This window comes from Duganella qianjiadongensis (assembly GCF_009857915.1).
GTDB lineage: Bacteria > Pseudomonadota > Gammaproteobacteria > Burkholderiales > Burkholderiaceae_D > Rugamonas > Rugamonas qianjiadongensis.
In genome coordinates this window covers 1-24,669 of the sequence record NZ_WWCM01000029.1, presented here as the reverse complement: position 1 = coordinate 24,669, position 24,669 = coordinate 1, and the positions used below count along the sequence as shown (strand labels likewise).

General features: G+C 60.3%; 22 protein-coding genes and 1 rRNA gene. 17 read left to right on the top strand and 6 right to left on the bottom strand.

The features are described from left to right. Positions 1 to 7 precede the first annotated feature (7 nt). A 5S ribosomal RNA gene (gene rrf / locus GTP27_RS22310) occupies positions 8 to 120 on the top strand. Between the two features lie 123 nt (positions 121 to 243). Then, positions 244 to 4,152: a two-component regulator propeller domain-containing protein gene (locus tag GTP27_RS22305; protein WP_161041294.1), complete on the top strand. Its 3,909-nt coding sequence runs from the start codon at positions 244 to 246 to the stop codon at positions 4,150 to 4,152. Here GTP27_RS22305 and GTP27_RS22300 read toward each other — a convergent pair whose 3' ends face one another. From GTP27_RS22300 to GTP27_RS22285, 4 genes are all read right to left on the bottom strand, one after another. Continuing rightward, complete coding sequence (locus tag GTP27_RS22300) at positions 4,153 to 4,662, bottom strand: hypothetical protein (protein WP_202417012.1); 510 nt, start codon at positions 4,660 to 4,662, stop codon at positions 4,153 to 4,155. It abuts the gene before it with no gap. A gap of 3 nt (positions 4,663 to 4,665) precedes the next feature. Continuing rightward, positions 4,666 to 6,366 carry a M1 family metallopeptidase gene (locus GTP27_RS22295; RefSeq protein WP_161041293.1) on the bottom strand — a complete coding sequence of 567 codons (1,701 nt, stop codon included), beginning with the start codon at positions 6,364 to 6,366 and terminating at the stop codon, positions 4,666 to 4,668. A gap of 87 nt (positions 6,367 to 6,453) precedes the next feature. Next, positions 6,454 to 7,977, bottom strand: coding sequence for a YifB family Mg chelatase-like AAA ATPase (locus GTP27_RS22290; RefSeq protein WP_161041292.1), 1,524 nt, complete (start codon positions 7,975 to 7,977; stop codon positions 6,454 to 6,456). A gap of 98 nt (positions 7,978 to 8,075) precedes the next feature. Then, entirely contained in the window at positions 8,076 to 8,315 is a 240-nt protein-coding gene (locus GTP27_RS22285) for an accessory factor UbiK family protein (protein ID WP_161041296.1), read from the bottom strand. Between the two features lie 277 nt (positions 8,316 to 8,592). On the opposite strand from GTP27_RS22285, the gene GTP27_RS22280 reads away from it, so the two are divergent. The 13 genes from GTP27_RS22280 to GTP27_RS22220 all read left to right on the top strand — a co-directional run bounded on the left by GTP27_RS22280 (position 8,593) and on the right by GTP27_RS22220 (position 21,351). Continuing rightward, positions 8,593 to 9,354: a TorF family putative porin gene (locus GTP27_RS22280; protein WP_161041291.1), complete on the top strand. Its 762-nt coding sequence runs from the start codon at positions 8,593 to 8,595 to the stop codon at positions 9,352 to 9,354. Positions 9,355 to 9,365: 11 nt separating this feature from the next. Beyond that, on the top strand, positions 9,366 to 9,704 hold the full coding sequence (locus GTP27_RS22275) for a P-II family nitrogen regulator (RefSeq protein WP_107878151.1): 339 nt from the start codon (positions 9,366 to 9,368) through the stop codon (positions 9,702 to 9,704). Between the two features lie 11 nt (positions 9,705 to 9,715). After that, positions 9,716 to 11,296, top strand: a complete 1,581-nt coding sequence (locus tag GTP27_RS22270; RefSeq protein ID WP_161041290.1) for an ammonium transporter — start codon at positions 9,716 to 9,718, stop codon at positions 11,294 to 11,296. Positions 11,297 to 11,482: 186 nt separating this feature from the next. Next, positions 11,483 to 12,784: a glutamate--cysteine ligase gene (gene gshA / locus GTP27_RS22265; RefSeq protein ID WP_155436799.1), complete on the top strand. Its 1,302-nt coding sequence runs from the start codon at positions 11,483 to 11,485 to the stop codon at positions 12,782 to 12,784. Positions 12,785 to 12,838: 54 nt separating this feature from the next. Continuing rightward, positions 12,839 to 13,807, top strand: coding sequence for a glutathione synthase (gene gshB, locus GTP27_RS22260; RefSeq protein WP_161041289.1), 969 nt, complete (start codon positions 12,839 to 12,841; stop codon positions 13,805 to 13,807). 74 nt (positions 13,808 to 13,881) lie between these two features. Beyond that, complete coding sequence (locus GTP27_RS22255; protein ID WP_161041288.1) at positions 13,882 to 14,289, top strand: PTS sugar transporter subunit IIA; 408 nt, start codon at positions 13,882 to 13,884, stop codon at positions 14,287 to 14,289. A gap of 111 nt (positions 14,290 to 14,400) precedes the next feature. Then, on the top strand, positions 14,401 to 14,670 hold the full coding sequence (locus tag GTP27_RS22250; protein ID WP_161041287.1) for an HPr family phosphocarrier protein: 270 nt from the start codon (positions 14,401 to 14,403) through the stop codon (positions 14,668 to 14,670). Further along, positions 14,670 to 16,460: a phosphoenolpyruvate--protein phosphotransferase gene (gene ptsP / locus GTP27_RS22245; protein ID WP_161041286.1), complete on the top strand. Its 1,791-nt coding sequence runs from the start codon at positions 14,670 to 14,672 to the stop codon at positions 16,458 to 16,460. Before GTP27_RS22250 ends, ptsP begins: the two co-directional genes overlap by 1 nt. A gap of 123 nt (positions 16,461 to 16,583) precedes the next feature. Beyond that, complete coding sequence (metX, locus tag GTP27_RS22240) at positions 16,584 to 17,711, top strand: homoserine O-succinyltransferase MetX (protein WP_229634288.1); 1,128 nt, start codon at positions 16,584 to 16,586, stop codon at positions 17,709 to 17,711. Then, a complete protein-coding gene (metW, locus tag GTP27_RS22235) occupies positions 17,708 to 18,313 on the top strand; it encodes a methionine biosynthesis protein MetW (RefSeq protein ID WP_161041284.1) in 606 nt (201 codons plus the stop codon). Before metX ends, metW begins: the two co-directional genes overlap by 4 nt. A gap of 5 nt (positions 18,314 to 18,318) precedes the next feature. Continuing rightward, positions 18,319 to 19,596 carry an AmpG family muropeptide MFS transporter gene (locus tag GTP27_RS22230; protein WP_161041283.1) on the top strand — a complete coding sequence of 426 codons (1,278 nt, stop codon included), beginning with the start codon at positions 18,319 to 18,321 and terminating at the stop codon, positions 19,594 to 19,596. After that, positions 19,583 to 20,464: a M48 family metallopeptidase gene (locus tag GTP27_RS22225; RefSeq protein WP_161041282.1), complete on the top strand. Its 882-nt coding sequence runs from the start codon at positions 19,583 to 19,585 to the stop codon at positions 20,462 to 20,464. Before GTP27_RS22230 ends, GTP27_RS22225 begins: the two co-directional genes overlap by 14 nt. After that, entirely contained in the window at positions 20,464 to 21,351 is an 888-nt protein-coding gene (locus GTP27_RS22220; protein WP_161041281.1) for a pseudouridine synthase, read from the top strand. Before GTP27_RS22225 ends, GTP27_RS22220 begins: the two co-directional genes overlap by 1 nt. Positions 21,352 to 21,370: 19 nt before the next feature. On the opposite strand, the gene GTP27_RS22215 is transcribed toward GTP27_RS22220, so the two are convergent. Continuing rightward, positions 21,371 to 22,138, bottom strand: coding sequence for an exodeoxyribonuclease III (locus GTP27_RS22215; protein ID WP_161041280.1), 768 nt, complete (start codon positions 22,136 to 22,138; stop codon positions 21,371 to 21,373). A 106-nt stretch (positions 22,139 to 22,244) separates the two neighbouring features. Here GTP27_RS22215 and pyrE point away from each other — a divergent pair, with 106 nt between their 5' ends. Then, positions 22,245 to 22,910 carry an orotate phosphoribosyltransferase gene (gene pyrE / locus GTP27_RS22210; protein WP_161041279.1) on the top strand — a complete coding sequence of 222 codons (666 nt, stop codon included), beginning with the start codon at positions 22,245 to 22,247 and terminating at the stop codon, positions 22,908 to 22,910. 11 nt (positions 22,911 to 22,921) lie between these two features. Then, the gene (locus tag GTP27_RS22205; RefSeq protein ID WP_229634287.1) at positions 22,922 to 23,776 is read left to right on the top strand and encodes an alpha/beta fold hydrolase; all 855 of its coding nucleotides are present in this window, start codon (positions 22,922 to 22,924) and stop codon (positions 23,774 to 23,776) included. A gap of 309 nt (positions 23,777 to 24,085) precedes the next feature. On the opposite strand, the gene GTP27_RS22200 is transcribed toward GTP27_RS22205, so the two are convergent. Next, positions 24,086 to 24,640, bottom strand: coding sequence for a hypothetical protein (locus GTP27_RS22200; protein ID WP_161041278.1), 555 nt, complete (start codon positions 24,638 to 24,640; stop codon positions 24,086 to 24,088). Positions 24,641 to 24,669: the final 29 nt, after the last annotated feature.

Below are 24,669 nucleotides of genomic sequence, written 5' to 3'. Positions count from 1 at the left end.
GTCAAAGCTTGATGACCATAGCAAGTTGGTCCCACCCCTTCCCATCCCGAACAGGACCGTGAAACAACTCTGCGCCGATGATAGTGCTGCAACCAGTGTGAAAGTAGGTTATCGTCAAGCTAGTTATACTAAAAAGCCCCATTTGTCTGAGTACCACAGCGTATTCTGCACAGATGGGGCTTTTTTCCGTCTGTAGCCAGCGTTTGTGCTTTAGAATAACTTGCATAGCGTAGGAGCAATTCCATGGCAGGTTATGCAGCACGCCTTCTTTTACTACTAAGCCAGTTTTGGATTTTTGCCTCGGTGCTGCATGCTGCACCGCTTAGCCTGCGCTTCGAACATCTGGGCGTCGAACAAGGCTTAACTCAGGAAACCGTGACGGCCATTCTGCAGGACAGGCAGGGCTATCTCTGGCTAGGTACGCAGGCAGGCTTGAACCGCTACGACGGTTACCGCATCACAGCCTTCAAGAATAATCCCGGCGATAACACTAGCCTGCAGGATAATTACATACAGGCTATCTACGAGGATAGCCAGGGTGCTATCTGGGTTGGTAGCCGCGGCGGACTTGACCGCTATGACCCGGCTAGTCAGACCTTTACGCATCTGCTGGGACGCGAGCGCAGCGTTTCCGTGAATGCCATCATCAGCGACGGTAAGCAGGGCCTGTGGCTGGCTACGGGTAGTGGCTTGCTACACTTTGATATGGCCAGCGGCAAGGTAGCGAGCTATCGTCATGCCGACCACGACGCTACCAGCATCATCAACGATCGCGTCAATGTTATGGCACTGGACCGCCATGGCCAGCTCTGGGTGGGCACGGATGCCGGTCTCGATCTGATGCCGGCCGATGGTAGCCGGTTCGAACACATCATCAGCGGCGATGGTACCGCAGCTGCAACGGTGATACAGACCATGACTCTGGGCGCCGACGGCGTGCTCTGGGTTGGTAGCCGCGATGGTCTGCAGGCATGGCGCTGGCAGGATAGCCGGGCCAGCCGCATAGCCTTGAGCGCGCGGGATGATCTGCATGGCGAGCGGGTGGAGGCGCTGCTGATAGACCGTGATGGCGTGCTGTGGGCGGGCACTTATACCAATGGACTGAAGCGCCGCAATTCCGCTGGCGGCGGCTTTTATAGCTACCGCCACGTAGGACAGGACCGCCATAGTCTGGGCGACAATCAGGTTAATTCGCTATATCAGGATCGCAGCGGCACGCTCTGGATAGGCAACTGGTATAACGGTCTGGATAGGGTGGATTTGCGTAGCGGCGGATTCGAACATTTTTCCGAGCAGTCGGGCGTGCTGCCCGGGATTAGCAATAACAAGGTGCGCGCGATAGTGGCCGCCGGGCCTAATCAGGTCTGGATGGCGACGGCCAGAGGCCTGACGCTGGTAGATCTGGCACGCGGTACCAGCAAAGCCTATTTTCATGACGAGCATGATCCGGCCAGCCTGCCTAACGATGAGGTGCTGACGCTAGACACCGATGCACGTGGACGCCTGTGGGTGGGCACGGTGAATGGCCTGGCATGGCGCGATCCGCAAACGGGACGGTTTACCCGCGTTGAACTGGATACGCTGCCGGAAGCGCGCATTCTGCAGCGGGTGCTGGTAGCACGCGATGGCACGGTGTGGGTGGCTACTCGCGCCGGACTGCATCGTGTCGCCGCCAGCAACGGCGCCGTCACGAGCTGGCATCATCAGGCCAGTGACCCCGATGTACTCGATGGCCGTATCTATGCACTGCTGGAGGACCGCAAGGGCAAGCTTTGGATAGGCACACAGAATGGACTGGACTGTTTTGATCCGCTGACAGGCAGCTTTCGCAACTACCGCCATGTGGCAGGCGCCAGCGATAGCCTGATTCATTCGCGCGTTCACTATCTCTACGAGGATGAGCAGGGCCGTTTGTGGATAGGTACGGCGGCCGGTCTGTCGGTTGCGGAGCGCAGCGCTGACGGCGTGCTGCATTTTCGTACCGTGCCGATGACGGCTGCGCGTGCCGCCGATCCGATAGGCGGGATACTGGGCGATGATCAGGGTCGCCTGTGGATCAGCACCACGGCCGGACTGACCATGCTGGATCCGCGCACCGGGGCGTTCCGCGAATACACGGCACGCGACGGGCTGATTAACGGCTCCTACTTTATCGGCTCGGCCTACAAAGGACCGGACGATATGCTTTATTTCGGTGGGCTGAGCGGCGTAACCGCATTCAAACCCGGCGATATTCACATTAATCCGTATGCACCGGTTGTGGTGGTGACGGATTTTCTGCTGTTTAACCGTTCCGTGCTCGCAGCCAGCGCCGCTGGCTCCAGGCTGATGCCGGATGCCCTATTACATGGCAAAGCGCTGACACTCGATTACCGCGACACGGTATTCTCGATCGAATTCGCGGGGCTGCATTTTGCCGACCCCGGTCGCAACCAGTATGCCTATAAGCTGGAAGGCTTTGATCCTGACTGGCTGACAGTCGATGCCGGCAAGCGCTACGTGACCTACACCAATCTGGATCCGGGGCATTATGTTTTCCGCGTCAAGGCCGCCAACAAGGACGGGGTCTGGAGCAAGGAGGCGACCACGCTCGAAGTGGTGATAGCTCCACCGTACTGGAAGACCTGGTGGTTCCGGCTAGCGATGCTGGCTGTGCTGCTGGGCGGTGTGTATATGCTGTTCCGCTTCCGCGTGCGTATGCTGATTCAGCAGAAGCACGTACTGGAAGCGACAGTGGGCAGCCGCACGCGCGAACTGGTGCAGCAGAAGGAATCAGTCGAGCGGCAGAAGCGCGAAGTGGAGCATCAGAAGGAGAGTGTGGAAATCGCGCATCGCAACATCTCGCTGCTATCCGAGATAGGCCGCGCCATCACTGCCAATCTGGATAGCGAAGCCATCATGCAGATGCTGTACAAGCATGTGCATGCGCTGATGGATGCCAGCGTATTCGGCATCGGCATCTATCGCCCCGAGCAGGAGCTGATCGAATATCCGTTCGCGATGGAGAAGGGCAAGCGCTATGCGCCCTATGTGCGCAGCATGCGCGAACCTAACCAGCTGGCCGTATGGTGCATCCAGCATGGCAAGGAAGTGTTCATCAATGATCTGGAGCTGGAATACGGTTTGTATATTGCTCACCTCGAGCACGTAACCAGTGCGGAGGACATGGGCACACTGGAAGACGGTTCGCTGCCGACGGCACCGCGTTCGCTGATCTATGTGCCGATCACCGTTGGCGGACAGGTGCGCGGAACGATTACCGTGCATAGCTACCGGCCGCATGCCTATCAGCGCATCGATGTCGATATGCTGACCACGCTGGCATCGTATGTCGGTGTGGCGTTTGCCAATGCTGATTCCTACCGTAAGCTGCTCGATACCCAGCAGCAGCTGGTGGAGCAGGAGAAGCTGGCGGCACTGGGCGCGCTGGTGGCGGGTGTGGCGCATGAGCTGAATACGCCGATCGGCAACAGTCTGGTGGTGGCCAGCACGCTGGAAGACAAGACCGATGAAATTCATCAGCGGCAGCAGACTAATACTTTGCGCCGATCCGATCTGACCAATTTCATTGACGCTGCGCGCGAAGCTTGCACGCTGCTGATGCGTAGCCTGCAAGGTGCGGCCGAACTGGTGAACAGCTTCAAACAGGTGGCGGTGGATCAGGCTAGTGCCAAGCGGCGGCCGTTCAATCTGCTGCAGGCCAGTCAGGAAATCGTGACGACTATGCGCAACCAGATCCGCAAGGCTGGCCATTCCATTGTGCTGGAAATGCCGGACGACATACAGATGGATAGCTTCCCCGGCCCTTATGGACAGGTGATTATCAACCTGATTAACAACACGCTGCTGCATGCCTTCGAGGGGCGCAGCGGCGGCGAGATACGGCTGTGGGCGGTGAGGCTAGGAACGGAACGGGTGCGTATCGTGTTTCAGGATGATGGCAAGGGCATCGCACCGGAACATCAGCTACGCATATTCGATCCCTTTTTCACCACCAAGCTGGGACAGGGCGGCAATGGTCTGGGCCTGAGCATTACCTACAACATCGTTACCTCGCTACTCGATGGCAGCATACGGGTTGATAGTGCGCTCGATATCGGCACGCGCTTCACCATCGACCTGCCGCTCAAGGCCAGCAAGTCGGGCGAGTAGCTAGTTCAGTTTGAAGGAACTCAGGTAGGTGTCTATCTGTTCGGTGTCCAGATTCTGCGCCTGACCCAGAATAATGATCTGATAGATGCGCTGATCGCGCGCCACCAGTTTGCCGATCAGGCGGGCCGGCCGGCCTTGCTGGCTGCCGTCCGCTTCGAATTCCAGCATGGCTTGCAGAGCGGTGCTGCTGTCTTTGCTGCTGCGTAGCGTGGCACCGATGTTCTTCAATAGTGCGCTCTGCATGGCCTGTAGCGCTGCCATGGCGCTGGCATGGTCCGGCAGGCGTGCACTGCCTACTGCGAAGACCACGCCATCGATTTCCACCGCCGTCATGGTCATGTCCAGTTGCAGCGTATCGAGCGTGATGCTGCGCGTCTGGCTGGCCGGTTTGCCGGGGAACAGGATGCTGTAGGGCGCGTCCTTGCTGCGGTAGTCGCGCCAGTCATATTTGGGGCTGCAGCCTGCCAGCGCAGCGGCAAGCAGAAGTGCCAAGGTGGAACGGTAGATCATCGCTTAGCCCTTTTTCTTAGACTGATTCTGCTCGGCTTTCCACGCATCGATGTGGGGCGCATGACGCAGTACGCGCGAGGCCGGATCGATGGTAACGCGTGCATTGGGCGGCAACTGCAGCGTGCCCTGACCGTTGGCCATGGAAAGGCGTTCGATACGGTCGTTGACGCGCACCTCGATGGGCATGGGGAAGCTGCCGCCATCCTTGAGCTTCCAGGTCAGCGTGAGCTGGTCGCCGCTGCGCTGCTCTAGCAGTTCCGGCAGGGCAGCGTGATACAGATAGGCGTCGAAGAACCAGCCCAGATCCTGTTGACTGATCTCGTTACACAGGGCGATGAATTCTTTGCTGCTGCTGTAGCGCGGCACGAATTTTCCCGGCAGTGGCTGATCGGTACCGTACACCATGCGGCGGGTCGCAGCGAAGAAGGCTTCGTCGCCGATCAGGTTGCGCAGCGTGTGCAGGATCAGCGAACCCTTGGTATAGATGTCGTTGCCGGGGCCACCGCGGCTATCGTCATACACGTCTTCGATGCGCTGGGTCTTGCCGCTGACGATAGCTGCCTTGTTGAGCAAGGACTTACGGTGGTTGAACAGTTCGGACTGGAACTCGCGCTCGCCGCGCAGCTGTTCCAGATACAGCGGCTGCATATAGCTGCCGAAGCCTTCGTGCAGCCACATGTCGTCCCAGTCGGCATTGGTCATCTGGTTGCCGAACCACTCGTGCGATAGTTCGTGATGCAGCAGCCAGTCATAGCCTAGCGGCGACTTCGCATAACCATTGCCATAGGCGTTGATGGTCTGGTGCTCCATGCCCAGATGGGGCGTCTCTACCACGCCCATTTTCTCGTCACCGAAAGGATAAGGGCCGATGCGGCTTTCGAAGAAGTCCAGCATAGGCGTGAACTCGGCGAACAGGCCGCGAGCTTTTTCTTCGTGTCCTTTCAGGTACCACATGCGCAGCGGGATGCGATTGCCGTAGCGGCTATGGTATTCGCCGGACAGCATTTCGTAAGGGCCGATATTGAGCGCAACGCCATAAGTGCTGGGGTGTCTGGCGCGCCAGTGGTAGGTGCGCCAGCCGTTGGCTTCATCCATGCCGGTGGCTACGCCATTGCCCGCCACGACCAGCGGGGCCGGCACGCTGATATGCAGGTCTATCCGCTCCGCCTTGCCCTGCGGGTGATCGATGCAAGGCCAGAACAGGTCGCAGCCTTCACCTTCTACGGTGGTGCTGATCCATGGCTGGCCATCGGCCGTTTTACTCCACGTAAAGCCACCATCCCACGGCGCGCGTTTGGCCACGTGCGGTACGCCGTGGTAGCGCAGGCGCACTTTGGTATGCGCACCGGCCGGCAGCGGTGCCGGCAGCGTCAGATACAGTCGCCCTTCGGGATTGCTGATAGCCGATGGCGGCAGCATCACGCCGTCCACCTGGGCCGAATCGATGGGCAGGTTGCGGTCCAGTTCCAGCACGATGCGGCTCAGCTCCGCGCTGGTGGCGAAGGTGAGCGTGGCATCGCCCCGTATGCTCCGGGTGGCAGGATCGACGCGCAGCGCCAGATCGGCATGTTCGAAGCGCATGGCGAGCTGCTCGGCGCTGCGCGGGCTGCCGGAATTGGCGGTGAAGTCAGTCAGCTTGGTGGGCGCCGTGGCGCAGCCGGCCAGCACGGCGCCGGCGGCAAGAATCAGGGGAAGACGGTTCATTGCGGCAAAGTGGGTTGATAGGAGCTGGGCACAATATAGCAGCAAGGCTGGCGTAGGAGTGACGCTTAGCTGCCCCTTGCGCAGAATTTAGCACGGCAGGTCGCGCTGGCGCAGCGCACGCTGGTACTGCACGGCCTCTTTAACGTGGGCCTCGTGCAGTTGCGGGCTGGCGGCGAGATCGGCGATGGTGCGGGCGATGCGCAGGATGCGGTGGTAGGCGCGGCCGCTCCACTGGAAGCGTGCCATGCTGCGCTGTAGCAGAACGTGGCTGGGGCCGTCGAGCTTGCAGTGCTGCTCCAGTTCGCGCGGCAGCAGCGCCTGATTGGGCTTGCCCTGACGCTGCCATTGCCGGTCTGCCGCCAGCTGTACGCGGGCGGCGATGGTGCTGCTGCTTTCACCGCCGGTTCTGTCGGCCAGCGCAAGCGGGTCGACTGCGGCGACTTCCAGCTGAATGTCGATCCGGTCCAGCAGCGGGCCGGAAATGCGGCGCTGATAGCGCGCCACCTGTTCGGCCGTGCAGTGGCAGCGCGCGCTGCTGTGGCCCGCATAGCCGCAAGGGCAGGGGTTCATGGCGGCGACCAGCTGGAAGCGGGCCGGGAAATCTGCCTGACGGGCCGCACGCGAGATGGTGATATGACCCGACTCCAGCGGTTCGCGCAGCACATCGAGCACGCGCTGCTCGAACTCGGGCAGCTCATCGAGGAATAGCACGCCATGGTGCGCCAGCGAGATTTCGCCGGGCCGGGGCAGGCTGCCGCCGCCGACCAGTGCCACACCCGACGCCGTGTGGTGCGGGGCGCGGAAGGGGCGCTGCTTCCACAGGTCGAGGCGGAACTGTCCTGTCAGCGAGAGCATGGCTGCCGCTTCCAGCGCTTCGGCATCGTTCATGGCAGGCAGCAGGCCGGGAAAGCGCAGCGCCAGCATGGTTTTGCCCGCGCCCGGCGGTCCCACCAGCAGCACGCTATGCTGTCCCGCCGCCGCTATCTCCAGCCCCCGCTTGACGGCGAGCTGGCCTTTGACGTCGGCAAAGTCGGGGTAGTGGCGCAGCTGGCGCAGGGAGGGCGAAGGGTGGCGCATCAATTTGCCCTCGCTGCCGGTGCTGGTGAAATGGCGGCATGTCTGCAGCAGCGAGCCAGCCGGATAGATGGCCGCATCCTGCACCAGTGCCGCTTCGTCGGCATTATCGATAGGCAGTATCAGCCCGCACAGGCCGCCGTAGCGGCGGCTGGCGACGGCCATGGCCAGCGTGCCGCGGATGGGGCGCAAGGCGCCCGAGAGCGACAGCTCGCCGGCAAACTCGTATTCGGCCAGCTGGCGCGTGGGGATCTGCCCGCTGGCGGCCAGTATGCCTAGCGCTATGGGCAAATCGAAGCGGCCCGATTCCTTGGGCAGGTCGGCCGGTGCCAGATTGACGGTGATGCGCTGGGCGGGAAAGCTGAAGCCGCTGTTGATGATGGCAGCCCGCACGCGGTCGCGAGCTTCCTTGACTTCGGTATCGGCCAGACCAACGATGGTGAAGGCGGGCAGGCCGTTGGCCAGATGGATTTCGACGCTCACTTCCTGCGCTTCCATCCCCGCGAGGGCACGGCTTTTGAGGACAGCAAGGCTCATGGCTAGGCTGGGCAGTGTGGGGACATTGCGCCAGCGTAGGCTGATCCGGCTGCGGGATGTTGCGCCAGCCCAAACGGGCGCTGGCAAGTGAGACAGTGCTAGTTGCCTGCTTTGGCCTCCAGTTCGGCCAGACGGGCTTCCAGCACTTCCAGTTTGGCGCGGGTCTTGGCCAGTACCTGGGCCTGGATGTCGAATTCTTCACGGGTGACCAGATCGAGCTTGGCAAAGCCCTGGGTCATCATCGATTTGACGTTCTTTTCGATGTCCTTGGCCGGCGAATTCTCGATGGCCTGGCTCACCTTGCTTTGCAAATCATTAAAAAAAGTATTCATGTCCATCATAGTCCTCGGTCGGTTCTGGGCGCGGCGCACCATGCTGGTGCGCTGGCGGGGTTAATTCTGGTGCGATTGTTGCGTTGTAGACATGTGCAAACCGGAAAACTCTCAAGTTTTGCACTGGCTTCCCAAGTTTGGCGCGTCGTAAGCCACATTTTGAGGCATCTTAAAAGCTGGCACGCAATCTGCTAAAGAAGGAGGGAACGCTGTTCATCGCTTCGAACAAACAGGATTTTAAACCGCAACTGCAATCTGAGTTCAATTCAAGAGGAAAACTATTATGAAAAACCCGGGCAAGAACTTCACCCTGATCGCTGCGTTGACCTTAGCATTCGCCTCTATGAGCGCCTCGCTGGCGCATGCCGAGGAAGCGACACCCGCTGCCGAAGCAAAACCGGACAATGAAGTAACGTTTAACGCGGCCATTGTCAGCGACTACCGCTATCGCGGCGTATCGCAAACCCGTCTGAAACCTGCTCTGCAGGGCGGCGCGGACTATACCAATAATCCGACCGGCTTCTACGCCGGTACCTGGCTGTCCACCATCAAGTGGACCAAGGACGCAGGCGGTTCTGGCGATGTTGAATGGGATCTGTATGCTGGTAAGCGCGGCGAGATCGTCAAGGACGTGAGCTATGACGTCGGCGGCCTGTACTACTTCTACCCATCGAATGGTCTGCACCCTAGCGCCAACACCTTCGAGCTGTATGGCCAGATCGGCTACGGTCCGTTCACGGTCAAATACTCGCAATCGACCACCAATCTGTTCGGTACTGCCAACAGCAAAAACAGCGGCTATCTGGATGGCAGCGCCAACTTCGACATCAGCGAAGGCCTGGTACTGAACCTGCACGTGGGCCACCAGAATGTGAAAAATGCTGGCGCTGCCAGCTACACCGACTATAAAGTCGGCGTGACCAAAGATTTTGGTGTGGCTTCGGTGGCTCTGGCGGCGGTCTATGCCGATTCCGATTTCTACACCTTCAATGGTAAGAATCTGTCGAAAAAAGCGCTGGTTCTGTCCGTCTCTAAAACCTTCTAAGCGAGGCCTGTATGAAACTGATTACCGCCATCATCAAGCCGTTTAAGCTCGACGAAGTCCGCGAGGCTTTGTCGGCCATCAACGTGCAAGGCATTACCGTGACCGAAGTGAAAGGCTTCGGTCGCCAGAAAGGTCACACCGAACTGTATCGCGGTGCGGAATATGTGGTCGATTTCCTGCCCAAGACCAAAATCGAAGCAGCCGTCGATGACGCTGTGGTCGAGCAGGCCATCGAAGCGATCGAAGGTGCGGCCCGTACCGGTAAAATCGGCGACGGCAAGATCTTCGTGTACAACCTGGAACAAGTTATCCGTATCCGTACCGGCGAAACCGGCAACGACGCTCTTTAAGGGGAAGCTAGATGAAGAAATTTGTGACGTCCTGGCTGGCTGGCGCCGCCGTACTCTGCGCGCTATCGGCGCCCGTGTTTGCCGAGGAGGCTAAACCGGCCGCTGCGGCACCAGTGGCTGCGGCCTCCGCACCGGCAGCAGCGCCTGCTGCATCTGCAGCCGAGGCTGCCGCACCTGCGGCTTCCGCTGCTGCTTCGGCCCCTGCTGCTGCTGCTGCGCCTGCCGCCGCCGCTCCGGCTGATGCGGCCGCTGCTCCGGCACCCGCTCCCAATAAAGGCGACACGGCCTGGATGATGGTTTCCACCATTCTGGTCATCATGATGTCGATTCCCGGCCTGGCCCTGTTCTACGGCGGTCTGGTACGTTCGAAAAACATGCTGTCCATCCTGCTGCAGGTGTTCACCGTGTTCGCGCTGATCATCGTGCTGTGGTGCGTGTATGGCTACTCGCTGGCCTTTACCGAGGGTAATGCCTTCATCGGTAAATTCGACCGCCTGTTCCTGAACGGTATCTTCGACCCGGCTAAGGCTGCGTTCTCGACGGCTGCCACCTTCAGCAAAGGCGTGGTGATTCCTGAATACGTGTACGTGGTATTCCAGGCTACCTTCGCTGCCATTACCTGCGGCCTGATTGTCGGTTCCTTCGCCGAGCGCGCCAAGTTCAGCGCTGTGCTGGCCTTCGTTGTGCTGTGGTTCACCTTCTCCTACCTGCCTGTGGCGCACATGGTCTGGTTCTGGACCGGCCCTGACGCCATCAAGGATGCGGCTACTCTGGCCAGCGAAACCGCCAAAGCCGGCTTCCTGTTCCAGAAAGGTGCGCTGGACTTCGCCGGCGGTACCGTGGTGCACATCAACGCTGCGGTGGCGGGTCTGGTCGGTGCTTACATGATCGGCAAACGCGTGGGCTATGGCCGTGAATCGATGGCGCCGCACTCGCTGACCATGACCATGATCGGCGCTTCGCTGCTGTGGGTGGGCTGGTTCGGTTTCAATGCCGGTTCGGCACTGGAAGCGAATGACACCGCTGCACTGGCCTTCGTCAACACCCTGCTGGCGACCGCTGCCGCTACCATGTCGTGGCTGTTCGGCGAGTGGATCATGAAAGGCAAACCTTCCATGCTGGGCGCCGCTTCCGGTGCCGTGGCTGGTCTGGTAGCGATTACCCCGGCTTGCGGCTTTGTCGGTCCTATGGGTTCGCTGATCATGGGTCTGCTGGCTGGCGTCGTCTGCCTGTGGGGTGTGAACGGTCTGAAACGCCTGCTGGGCGCGGATGACTCGCTGGACGTGTTCGGCGTGCACGGCGTAGGCGGCATCATGGGCGCACTGCTGACCGGTGTGTTCGCTGCACCATCGCTGGGCGGCCAGGGCATCTTCGACTACGTGGCCAACAAGATGTCGGCTGATCCTTACTCCATCATCGATCAGGTGACCACCCAGGCGACTGCCGTGGGTACCACCATCCTGTGGTCGGGTATTGTGTCGCTGATCGCCTACAAGCTGGTCGACATCGTGATCGGTCTGCGCGTACCGGAAGAAGAGGAACGCGAAGGTCTGGACATCACCAGCCACGGCGAGTCGGCCTACCACTCCTAAGCATCTCGTAGTGCCCGCCAGCGTGGCGGGTCTCCCCTCGGCGCCCCTCAGTTCATGATGGGGCGCCTTTTTTTATTTCCCGTCTTTAAATTAAGGTTTTTGCCCCGATATGGGCCATCTGCAAGGTAATATCGCCATTCCGCGTGTCTGGAGGGGCATCCTCCCGCATCAATAAAGGAAGTAAGCATGGTTCCCCATCTCGTTACGGCGCTCACCGGCCCGCTACTAGACCTCGAAGAGAAAATTCTGGCGGCCACGCCCGCCATTGAACGCTGGTTCCGGCTCGAATGGCAGGAACATACGCCGCCGTTTTATTGCTCTGTGGATATGCGCAATGCCGGCTACAAGCTGGCGCCGGTCGATACCAATCTGTTCCCCGGTGGCTTCAATCATCTGGCGACCGAGATGCTGCCGCTGTCCGTGCAGGCGGCCATGGCGGCCATCGACAAGTATTGCCCGGACGCGCGCAACCTGCTCTTGATTCCTGAAATTAAGCAGCGCCATCCTTCCTACCTGCAAAATGTTGCGCGCCTGATGCAGATTTTCCGCCAGACGGGGCTGCATGTCCGGCTCGGCTCTTTGTCACCGGAAATTACCGAACCGACTCCGTTAGCATTGCCCGATGGAAATATGCTGGTGATCGAACCGCTGGTGCGCTCGCCCAACGGGCGCCGGCTGGGCCTGAAGGATTTCGATCCCTGCACCATTCTGCTCAACAACGATCTGTCGGACGGTATTCCGGAGATCCTGCAGAATATCCACGAGCAGAGCCTGCTGCCGCCGCTGCATGCGGGCTGGGCGCTGCGCCGCAAGAGCAACCACATGAACGCCTACGACGAGGTGGTCAAGAAATTCGGCAAGCTGATCGGGGTCGATCCGTGGATGCTCAATCCCTTCCACGCCAAGTGCGATGCAGTGAACTTCCGTACGGGCGAGGGCTATGACTGTCTGGCGGCCAACGTCGATGCCTTGCTGTCCAAGATCAAGAAAAAGTACAAGGAATACGGCATCAAGGACCAGAAGCCCTTCGTGATCGTCAAGCCCGATGCGGGCACCTATGGCACCAGCGTGCTGACCATCAAGGATTCCAGTGAAATCAAGGATCTGAGCCAGGAACAGCGTGACCGCATGATCGTCGTCAAGGATGGCAAGGAAGTCACCGATTTCATTATTCAGGAAGGCGTGCCGACCTTCGAGAGCATCAAGGACGATGTGGCCGAACCGGTGGTCTACATGATAGACCGCTACGTGGTGGGCGGCTTCTATCGCGTGCATGCGGAAAAGGGCAAGGACCAGAACCTGAAGGCGCCCGGTTCGCACTATGTGCCGCTGGCGTTTGCCCAGCAGCATGCCGTGCCCGACCTGAAAGCCAAGCCCGGCACGGCAGCGCCCAACCGCTTCTATGTGTATGGCGTGGTGGCGCGGCTGGCGCTGCTGGCCGCTTCGCTGGAAATGGAACGCACCGACCCGAATCCTGAAGTGTACTGAGGGCGCGCACGGCTTGCCGCTATCCGATTATTCAATTTCTAGAATGGATTTCCCATGAAGATTGCTTTCCTTGCCGACCCGCTGGCCAGCTTCAAGACCTACAAGGATTCGACCTATGCCATGATGGTGGAAGCGGCCCGGCGCGGCCACACCGTGTATGCCTTCGAGCAGCGCGATATGGCACTTGAAAACGGCCGCGTCACGGCGCGCGTAGCGGCCATTACCCTGACCGGCGATGCGCACGACTGGTACCGCGCGGCGCCGGCAGAAGAATGCGATCTGGGCCAGTTCGACGCCATCATCCAGCGCAAGGACCCGCCGTTCGACATGGAATACATCTACGGCACCTATCTGCTGGAACTGGCCGAAAAGCAGGGCGCACGCGTGTACAACAAGCCGTCCGCCATTCGCGACCATAACGAAAAGCTGGCTATCGCCCAGTTCAGCGAATTCACCACACCCACGCTGGTCACCAGCGACGAGGCGCGCATCCGCGCCTTCCAGCAGCAGCATGGCGACATCATCCTCAAGCCGCTCGATGGCATGGGCGGTGCCGGCATCTTCCGTGTCACGGCCGACGGCATGAATCTGGGCTCTATCATCGAGACCCTGACCCGTCAGGGCAGCCAGACCATCATGGCGCAGCGCTACATTCCCGCCATCGTCAAAGGCGACAAGCGCATCCTCGTGATCGGCGGCAAACCGGTGCCGTTTGCGCTGGCGCGCATCCCGCAGAACGGCGAAGTGCGCGGCAATCTGGCCGCGGGCGGCGTTGGCGTAGCGCAACCTCTGAGCGAGCGCGATTATGAAATTGCCAATACGCTGGGGCCGAAACTGGCCGCACGGGGCTTGTTGCTGGTAGGATTAGACGTAATCGGCGAGAACCTGACTGAAGTCAATGTCACCAGCCCGACCTGCTTCCAGGAAATTACGGCACAGACGGGTTTCCAGGTTGCGGCCATGTTCGTCGATGCCGTGGAAGCGGCGGTGGCGCAGGACCGGGCAGGGAATGGCAGCAATTAGGCTTTTTAACCAATAATTAACAATTTTGCCGGATAGTATTAAAAAACTCCGGTACTGACTGGCGGTTTAAGAATATGGTTGGCATACTGCTTATGACACATGCGCCGCTGGGGCAGGCTTTTCTGGCTGCCTGTGCGCACGTGTTCCGTAGCCCCACCGAGCAACTGGAAGCGATCGACGTGATTGCCGACCAGGATCTGGGCGAAGTGCAGGCGCTGGCCGCTGCCGCCATCAAGCGGCTCGATACGGGCAGTGGCGTACTGGTGATGACGGACGTGAAAGGCGGTACCCCCGCCAATTGCTGCAACTGTCTGGCCGATGCGGGCCGGGTGGAGATCATCGCCGGCATCAGCCTGCCCATGCTGCTGCGTGCCATTACCTACCGGCGCGAAGCGCTCGATGTGGTGGTGGAGATGGCGCTGGCGGGCGCGCAGAGCGGCGCGGTGCGGGTGGATAACCGTATCCGCGTCGGCGCGGCGTAGTGGCCGCCGGATGAGTGCCGTCTGAGGCCAGTTTTTCGTGGCCGCCGCCATGCGCGCGCAGCGCTGGCGGCGGTGTTTGCAGTGCGCATTTCTGATTGAGATAAAAGAAAAATGATTCAGCAAGAACTCGAGATTATCAACAAGCTTGGTTTACATGCGCGTGCTTCCGCTAAATTCACCCAACTGGCAGCAAAATACCAGAGCGATGTCTGGCTTACCCGCAATGCGCGCCGGGTCAATGCCAAATCCATCATGGGCGTGATGATGCTGGCTGCCGGCAAAGGCGCCAAAGTGCTGCTGGAAGCCGATGGTGCCGACGAAGGCGATTGCATCGCTGCGCTGACGGCGCTGGTCAACGATAAATTCGGCGAAGGCGAGTAATGCCGGGGGACCGCAGCCGCTTACGTAACCCGGGCGCAGCGCCAGTCGCTTCGTTCACCCTGCACGGCATTCCCGTCTCGCGCGGCATCGCCATCGGCCGCGCCCACAAGCTGGCGCCTGCCGCACTCGACGTGCAGCACTATCTGGTGGCTGAAGAACTGCTGGAAGCGGAAGTGCGACGGCTGCAGCAGGCGCTGGCGCAGGTGCATGTGGAACTGCAGACCCTGTGGAACGAACTGCCCAAGGATGCTCCCACCGAGCTGGGCGCCTTCATCGATGTGCATGCGCTGATCCTGTCCGATCCGATGATTTCGGAAGAACCGCTGGACATCATCCGCACCCGCCACTACAACGCCGAATGGGCGCTGCTGACCCAGATCGATGAACTGTCGGCCCAGTTCGACGAAATCGAAGACCCCTATCTGCGCGAGCGCAAGGCCGACATCCAGCAGGTGGCCGAGCGGGTGCTGAAAGTCTTGCTGGGCACGGCCCAGACTCTGCCCGCTGCCACCGGCGGCGAGGATGATTTCCAGGCCCAGATGATCATCGTGGCGCACGATATCTCGCCAGCCGACATGCTGCAGTTCCGCGACCGCTCCTTCATCGGCTTCGTTACCGATGTAGGCGGGCAGAATTCGCATACCGCCATTGTGGCGCGCAGCCTCGATATACCCGCTGCGGTGGGCATGGCCGGCGCTTCCACCCTGATCGAGCAGGATGACTGGCTGATTATCGACGGCGATGCCGGCGTGGTGATCGCCAACCCCAGCTCGCTGGTGCTGGAGCAGTACCGCGAGCGTCAGGCCGTGGCGGCGCGGGCGCGCAAGAAGCTCAACAAGCTGAAAAAGACCCCGGCCATCACCAAGGATGGCACCGAGATTACCCTGCTGGCCAATATCGAGCTGCCGGACGACTGCGCAGCGGCGATGGAGGCGGGCGCCAACGGCGTGGGCCTGTTCCGCTCCGAATTCCTGTTCATGGGGCGCGATAGCAGGATTCCGTCCGAGGACGAGCAGTTCGAGCAGTACAAGCGCGCCGTGGTGGCCATGAAGGGCCGCCCCGTCACCATCCGCACGCTCGATATCGGCGCCGACAAGCCGCTAGGCCAGAGCGAACAGACGGCGCTCAATCCGGCGCTGGGCTTGCGCGCGATCCGCTACTGTCTGGCCGAACCGCAGATCTTCCTGACCCAGCTGCGCGCCATCCTGCGTGCTTCGGCGTTCGGCAAGGTGCGCATCCTGATCCCCATGCTGGCGCATGCGTTCGAAATCGACCAGTCGCTGGCCATGGTGGAGCAGGCCAAAGCCGCCTTGCGCGAACGGGGCGAGAAATTCGATGAAGACGTCGATGTGGGCGCCATGATCGAGATTCCGGCAGCGGCGCTGGCCCTGCCCATGTTCGTCAAGCGCATGGACTTCCTGTCGATAGGCACCAATGACCTGATCCAGTACACGCTGGCGATCGACCGGGTTGATTATGAAGTCGCACACCTTTACAATCCCCTCCATCCGGCCGTGCTGCAATTAATCTCCATGACCATCGCAGCAGGGCATAAGGCCGGAATCGACGTGGCGGTGTGCGGCGAAATGGCGGGCGATATCAAGCTTACCCGTCTGCTGCTCGGCATGGGGTTGCGCGAATTCTCGATGCACCCGGCACAGCTGCTGTCGGTCAAGCAGGAAATCCTGAACAGCGACCTTGCGCGCATCATGCCGCAAACCCGCAAGATCATGCGTTCGATGGAACCCAACGTAATTGCAGACGCGGTCGAACAATTGCAGTTGATGTAGCCGAGGGGCTACCCAGACGGCGGAACCCATCCTCGCGGTTCCGCCTTGTTAGTAGGCCCGTGGGGCCGCCCCCTAGAAAACACTGAAATAATGTCATCCTTAGGATACGTATCTCCGCAAACCATGCATTTTGCAGAGCCGCTGCTGCTGCAAAGTGGCGCTTCGCTGCGCGACTACATGCTGATGTATGAGACTTACGGCACGCTCAATGCCGACAAATCGAACGCGGTGCTGGTCTGCCACGCGCTCAACGCTTCGCACCACGTGGCGGGCGAATATGAAGGCAAACCGAAAAGTCTGGGCTGGTGGGACAATATGGTCGGTCCCGGCAAGGCACTCGATACGGATAAATTCTTCGTCATCGGAATTAACAATCTCGGCTCCTGCTTCGGTTCGACCGGGCCTATGCACACCAATCCGGCCACCGGCAAGCCGTATGGCGCGGCCTTCCCCGTGGTGACGGTGGAAGACTGGGTGGCGGCGCAGGCACGTCTGGCCGATGCGCTGGGCATAACCCAGTTCGCCGCCGTGATGGGCGGTTCGCTGGGCGGCATGCAGGCGCTGGCCTGGTCCATCATGTATCCGCAGCGCTTGCGTCACTGCGTGGTGATCGCCTCCACCGCCAAGCTGTCGGCGCAGAATATCGCCTTCAATGACGTGGCGCGTCAGGCCATTCTGTCCGATCCTGATTATCATGGCGGCGATTTCTACGAACATGGCGTGGTGCCGAAAAACGGCCTGCGCGTGGCGCGCATGGTCGGCCACATCACCTATCTGTCGGATGACGACATGGCGGAGAAATTCGGCCGTCGCCTGCGCGATGCCGATACCGCGGCCGGAGACGACGGCGATTACAAATTCGGCTTCGGGGTGGACTTCGAGATCGAATCGTATCTGCGCTATCAGGGCGACAAGTTCAGCGAATACTTCGATGCCAACACCTATCTCTTGATTACCAAGGCGCTTGATTATTTCGATCCGGCCCGGGCCCATGGCGGCGATCTGGCGAAGACGCTGGCCGCTACCCGCGCCAAATTCTTCCTCGCTTCCTTTACCACCGACTGGCGTTTCTCGCCCGAGCGTAGTCAGGAAATCGTGCAGGCCCTGATCAGCAACCGGCGTCAGGTCACCTATGCGGAAATCGATGCGCCGCATGGCCACGATGCCTTCCTGCTCGACGACGCGCGCTACATGAACATGGTGCGGGCCTATTACGGCCAGGTGTGGGACGAGATAGCGGAGGCACAGTGAACTTTAACGACTTAAGCAAGGCGCGGCCGGATCTGGCCTTTATCGCTCACTGGGTTGCGCCCGGCGCGCATGTGCTGGATGTGGGCTGCGGCGACGGCGTGATGATGGAATACCTGCAGAGCGACAAGCAGTGCAGCGGCTACGGTATCGAGATCGCCGACGACAAGGTACTGGAAAGCACCAAGCGTGGCGTGCGCGTGATCCAGCAGGATATGGAAAAGGGGCTGGCGCTGTTCGGCGATAACAGCTTCGATACGGTGCTGTGTCTGTCCTCGCTGCAGATGATGAAGCAGGTGGAAGCGCTGCTGCGCGATATCGTGCGGGTGGGTAAGGAGGCTATCGTATCCTTCCCTAACTTTGCCTACTGGCCGCACCGTGTGGCGCTGCTCAAGGGCCGCATGCCGGTTTCCGAGTCGCTGCCGTACGAGTGGTATGACACGCCCAACGTGCGCTGTGCGACGATTAACGATTTCCGCGATCTGGCCGAGGAATGCGGACTGGAAGTGATGGAATGTGTGGCGCTGGCCGAGGGGGAGCGGGTAAACTTCCTGCCTAACCTGCGCGGCGATCTGGCCGTGTTCCGCTTACGTAGAAAGGTGTAGTACTGATGACCAAACAGGAGGCCGCACAGGACGCTACCCCGGCAGCACGCCACTGGCGTACCTATTTCAACCGCCGCACGGCGGCTATCCTGTTCTTCGGTTTCAGTTCCGGCCTGCCGCTGTATACGCTGATCTATCTGATGCAGGCGTGGCTGGCCAAGTCCGGCCTCGACGTGAAGGCGCTGGGCCTGTTTGCGCTGGTGACCTTTCCGTACACCTTCAAATTCCTCTGGGCGCCGTTCATGGACCGCTACGCCATCGGCCCGCTGGGACGGCGGCGTGGCTGGATGGCGCTGACCCAGCTGGCGCTATTCCTGGTGATCGGCGCGCTCGGCATGCTGGACCCGCAGCAGCAATTGCCGCTGATTGCAGGCGGAGTGTTCCTGATCGCCTTCCTCTCGGCCAGCCAGGACGTGGTGATCGATGCCTACCGGCGTGAAATTCTGGCCGAGAACGAGCAGGGGCTGGGTGCGGCCATCATCGTCAATGCCTACAAGGCGGCCAGCCTGATCCCCAGTGCGCTGGGGCTGGTACTGGCGGACAGCATGCCGTGGCAGGCCGTGTTCTGGATCGTCGCCGCCTTCATGCTGCCGGGGCTGGTGTGCACCCTGCTGGCGCAGGAGCCTGCCGTATATGGCGCGCCGCCGAAAAATCTGCAGGAAGCGGTGGTGCTGCCGTTCCGCGAATTCATCCAGCGCGACGGCTGGCGCCAGGCCATGCTGATCATTGCCTTCGTGCTGCTGTATAAAATCGGCGACAGCATGTCGACGGCGCTGTCGACCAAATTCTTCCTCGATATCGGTTTCACCACCAAGCAGATCGGGCTGGCCGCCAATGCTACCGGCTGGTGGGCGGCGCTCGCTGGCGGTGCCGTTGGCGGCATCTGGATGATCAAGCTGGGCATCAACCGCGCCCTGTGGGTGTTCGGCGTGCTGCAGGCGCTGGCCATCCTCGGCTTTGCCTGGCTGGCTAAAGTGGGACCCGACATGTGGCTGCTTAGCGCCGCCTTCGGCTTCGAAGCATTTGCCAGCCTGGGGCTGGGCGCGGCGGCGCTGGTGGCCTTCATGTCGCGTGCGACCGATCCGCGCTACACTGCCACCCAGTATGCATTATTCTCCAGTCTGGCCGCTGTGCCGCGTACGTTTATCAACTCCTCGGTGGGCTATATTGTGGCGCAGACAGGCTGGTTCTGGTTCTTTATTGTGTGCTTTATCATGGCGTTTCCTGCCATGATGATGCTGCCCAAAATCGCTCCATGGAACACTCGTGATGAAAAAGTCTAAAGCCCTTATTGCAGCGCTGGCGCTGGCCTGCCTGTGCGGCGGCTTGCCGGTAGCGGCGCAGGATGACGGCATTCCGGTTACCCGCATGTCGCGTCTGCGCGGCCTCGGTGGCGATGCGCGCCAGTTCGACCAGCAGTCCAAGCTGCAATATGATCAGATGCTGGCGCAGGCGCACCAGAAGGATGCCGTCGCCACCGAGCGCAATCCCCAGCTGATCCGCCTGCGTGCCATCGCCCAGCGTCTGATTCCTTTTACTACGCGCTGGAATCCCGATTCGGCCAGCTGGAAGTGGGAAGTCAACCTGCTTAATTCGCCCACCGTGAACGCTTTCTGCATGCCCGGTGGCCGTATCGCTTTCTACAACGGCATTCTGGTCAAGCTGAATCTGACGGATGACGAGGTAGCGATGGTGATGGGGCATGAGATTGCGCACGCATTGCGCGAGCATGCGCGCGAACAGGCAGGCAAAAATGCCCTGACGTCGGTGGGCGCACGGATTTTCGGTGCTATCGGTTCGGCCTATTTCGGCGTCGATCCGCGTCTTGGCGATGCTGCGGCCGGTGCGGTGGCGCAAGGGGCCGCGCTGAGCTTCTCGCGCGAGGACGAAAGCGAAGCCGATCTGGTGGGCATGGATCTGGCGGCCCGCGCCGGTTTCGATCCCCGTGCCGGTATCGCCCTGTGGCAGAAGATGGGGGCCGTGAACAAGAGCCAGCCTTTGCCTTTCCTGTCCACTCACCCTAGCGGCAGCAAACGCATCGAGGACATGGACAAGAATATGTATCTGGTGCTGCCGGTGTTCGCCCGCGCGCGCGGGCTGGACCCCGACAATCTGCCGCCTTACCGTTCGCTGGCGCTGCCTAAATCCTGATGGCTGCTGCGCCGCTGCCCATGCGCGACGGCGTCGCGCCCAGCTATCTATGGCTGCCGGAAGGGCAGTGGCCGGACCTGCTGACGTTTCTGCTGGCACGGTTTCCCGATGTGGCCGAAGCCAGCTGGCGCGACCGCATGGCGCGCGGCGAGGTGCGCGACGGCGAGGGCAGAGCGCTGGCGCCGGACAGTGCCTTCCGCCGCGGCATGCGGATATTCTATTACCGCGAACTGGCTGCGGAAACGCCGATACCGTTCAGGGAAGAAGTGCTGTTCATGGACCAGCATCTGCTGGTGGTGGACAAGCCGCATTTTCTGCCCATGATACCGTCCGGCCGCTTTCTGCACGAGACCTTGCTGGTGCGGCTGAAGAAGCAGTTCAACGAGGAAGCGCTGACGCCCATCCATAGGCTGGACCGCGAGACGGCGGGCGTGGTGATTTTTTCGCGCCGGCCGGATAGCCGTGGCGCCTATCAGTCGCTCTTCCAGCAGCGCGTGATCGAGAAGGAGTACGAAGCGCTGGCACCGCATCTGGAAGGGCGCGAGTTCCCGTTCACTTACCGCAGCCGTATGGTGGAAGGGGATAAGTTCTTCACCATGAAAGAGGTGGCGGGCGAGCCGAATTCGGCAACCGTGATCGATGTGATCGAACGGCGCGCCGATTGCACGCTGTACCGGCTGCTGCCGCATACGGGGCGTCAGCATCAGTTGCGCGTGCATCTGGCGGCGCTGGGCATCCCGATTATCAATGATGCGTTCTATCCGGTGGCGCTGCCCTGCAAGCAGGATGATGTGTCCGCGCCCTTGAAATTGCTGGCGCGCCGCATCGCTTTCGACGATCCGCTGACGGGCGAAAGGCGCGAGTTTTGCAGCCGCCGCACACTGTGAGGCGAGACGGCGCCGGGGATCAGGCGTAGGTGATGGTTAGCGGCGCGTGGTCGGAGAAGCGCTGCTCCTTGTAGATGGCCACCGTGGTGGCCGTGGCGGCGATACCGGGCGTAGCCACCTGATAGTCGATACGCCAGCCCACGTTCTTGGCCCAGGCCTGACCACGGTTACTCCACCACGTGTACTGTTCTTCGCGCGGGTCCAGACCGCGGTGCACGTCGACAAAACCCACTTCATCGAAAATGCGCGTCATCCACGCACGTTCTTCCGGCAGGAAGCCGGAATTCTTCTTGTTGCCCTTCCAGTTCTTCAGGTCGATCTCTTTGTGGGCGATATTCCAGTCGCCGCAGATCACCACTTCACGCCCTTCGGCGTGCAGCGTCTGCAGGTGCGGCAGGAACAGGTCCATGAAGCGGAATTTGGCTTCCTGCCGTTCCGGACCCGAGGAGCCGGAAGGGCAGTACACGGAGATCACCGTCAGATTGCCGAAATCGCAGCGCACATAGCGGCCTTCGGCATCGAATTCCGGCGCACCGAAACCGATCACCACGCGATCCGGCGCTACCTTGCTGTAGACGCCAGTGCCGGAATAGCCTTTTTTCTCGGCGTAGTGGAAATGCCCATGGTAGCCCTGCGGGTTGAGGAACTCCGGCTGCATATCCGGCGCCTGCGCCTTGAGTTCCTGCACGCAGACGAAATCGGCATCCTGTTCGGCCATCCAGGTGAAAAAGCCTTTGGTGGCGGCGGAGCGGATGCCATTCAGGTTGGCGGAGATAATTTTCGGCATAGTCAGGTATGTGCAGTGGGACGCAAATAAAGCGTGATTTTTTCGGAATGCGATAGTGTAGCGTTAAAATACGGGCATCATCACAATTTGGCAGAAATGAGGCAGCATGAATAACTTACGTCAGGACTTTATCGCGTTCTCCGTTAAAACCGGGGTTTTGCGCTTCGGCGAGTTCACCACCAAGGCAGGCCGTCAGTCGCCTTACTTCTTCAACGCAGGCCTGTTCCACGATGGTGCTACGCTGGCCCAGCTGGCGCAGTTCTATGCCCAGACTCTGCTCGATTCGGGCGTGGAATTCGATATGCTGTTTGGCCCGGCCTACAAGGGCATTACCCTCGCTTCCGCTACTGCTGTCGCGCTGGCCGGTAAAGGCCGCAACACTTCCTTCGCCTTCAACCGCAAGGAAGCCAAGGACCACGGCGAAGGCGGCACCATCGTTGGCGCCAAGCTGCAGGGCAAAGTGGTGATTATCGACGACGTGATTTCGGCCGGTACCTCGGTGCGCGAATCGGTCGATATGATACGCGCTGCCGGTGCCGAACCTTGCGCTGTGCTGATCGCGCTGGACCGCATGGAGCGGTCGGGCAAGGATGGCGAACTGTCGCCCAATTCGGCCGTGCAGGAAGTAGCCAATACCTACAATATTCCGGTGATCTCGATCGGTAATCTGGACGATCTGTTCAGCTACCTCAATGGCGCTGGCGCTGATCCGCAACTGCTGCAGTACAAGGATGCAGTGGCGGCCTACCGTACGCGCTACGGCGTAGCCTGAGTCCGCGCGATATGATGCGCTTTTCCGAGGACCGGCTGGCCAGTTTCCGTTGCGCGCAGGGCGAGCGCCGTATCCATGTGTGGGAGCCGGCAGCGGCTCCGCGTGCAGTTATCCTTGCGATTCATGGCGGTATGGCGCATGGCGGCGATTATGTGACGCCGGCGCTGTATTTCCGCCAGCAGGGTATCGCTACTGTGGCGTATGACCTGTGCGGCCATCAGGATGCGCGCCGCGTGGATATTCCGGGCTTTCACGTTTTCCTCGACGATAGCGTGCAGTTCCTGCAGTGGGTTAAGAGCAGCTATCCCGCTGTGCCTATCTATGTGATGGGCCATTCCATGGGCGCGCTGATTGCTACCCATCTGGGACTGGGGCACTTTGCCGGTGATGCGGCCATCAAGGGTTTCATTCTGTCGTCGCCTTACTACGTCAATGCCATCAAGGTGTCGCCCGTGCTGCTGGCGCTGTCCGGTGTGCTGGGTGCGCTGGTGCCGCGCATGAAGGTGCCGCTGGCTTCGCTGACCGATATGCTGACCCATGATAGTACTATCACGGCTAGGCACCACGCTGACGAGCGTGATGGCATCCGCGCTAGCGAGATTACGGTGCGCTTTGGGAATGCGCTGACCCATGCGCAGCAAGGTCTGGCGGCACGCATGCCGGCCTGGTCGCATCGCCTGTTTGCTGTGGTGGCCGGTGCCGACAAGCTGGCCGATGCCGATGCCGGCGAGGCTATGCTGAAGCTGGTGCCGCCCGCGCTGCTGACTTATCAGCGCTACCCCGAGAACTTCCACGAGAATTTTAACGAGCTTAATCGCGAGCAGATTTTCGCTGATGTTCTGCGGTGGATGGCACTGCCTGCCTGACCTGAAGAGTTAGCTTGCGCTCGCTTATCTGGGAGGCCGGCAGAACAGGGCTGGCAAGCAAATAGAGTAGGCGAGTAGAGCAGGCAAGCAAGCGTGCCAGCCAACAGGTCGGTAAGTCTATCGGCTGGTCGGTTGGGCGGCAGTAGCAGGCGGTGTTGGGTCTTCTTTTTTTTAATTATGTCTATTTCGGTCTAAAACGGGCGATTCCGGTCTAAACCAGTCCAGAAGTAGGAGAGTTTCCGATTTTTTAGACTGAAATCGCGCTTCATTACATTTTTCTAGACCGTTTTAGACTCTTCTCGGCAATTTTTAGACTGTCCCCGCTAGCGCTTCCTTGCTCATCGTGCGTTGTTGCTGGGCTTGTTCGAGGCGTGAGCGGAATTGATCAGCACGGACCCAATAGTCGTCGCCGGGCAGGCGCAGCCATACAAAGCGCCATGCATTGCGCCCGCAGGCGTGCCGGTTGGCGAACTGGGATGGCGTCAGCGATTGCCCATCTTCAGCAATGATTTGCTCGCCAACTACGGCGGCAAATTCCACTTTATTGTGATGGCGGGTTCGCAGGCGCGTGCCGTCGGGAAGAAAGACATTCTTCCACTGAAATCCACGCAGCGCTTGTCCGTTCTTACGGGCAATAAGTCGTTCCTTATCCAGTGTCAGCCAGCGATGCAGCAGTTCCTGAATAAAAGCCGCCGGCTTGATGTCCGGCCGCGTTTCCAGCAGATGCAATTCGAGATCGAGATAGATATCGTAAGGTAGATAGATAGTAAGCGTAAAGCCAGCACCGTCTGGACGTAGAAACCGCCCCCAGCCATGATCGAATTTTGGCACAGCAGTTGTGCCCACAAATTTAATTATGGACACAAATTTTCAACCAGCCATTGAACGCGGAC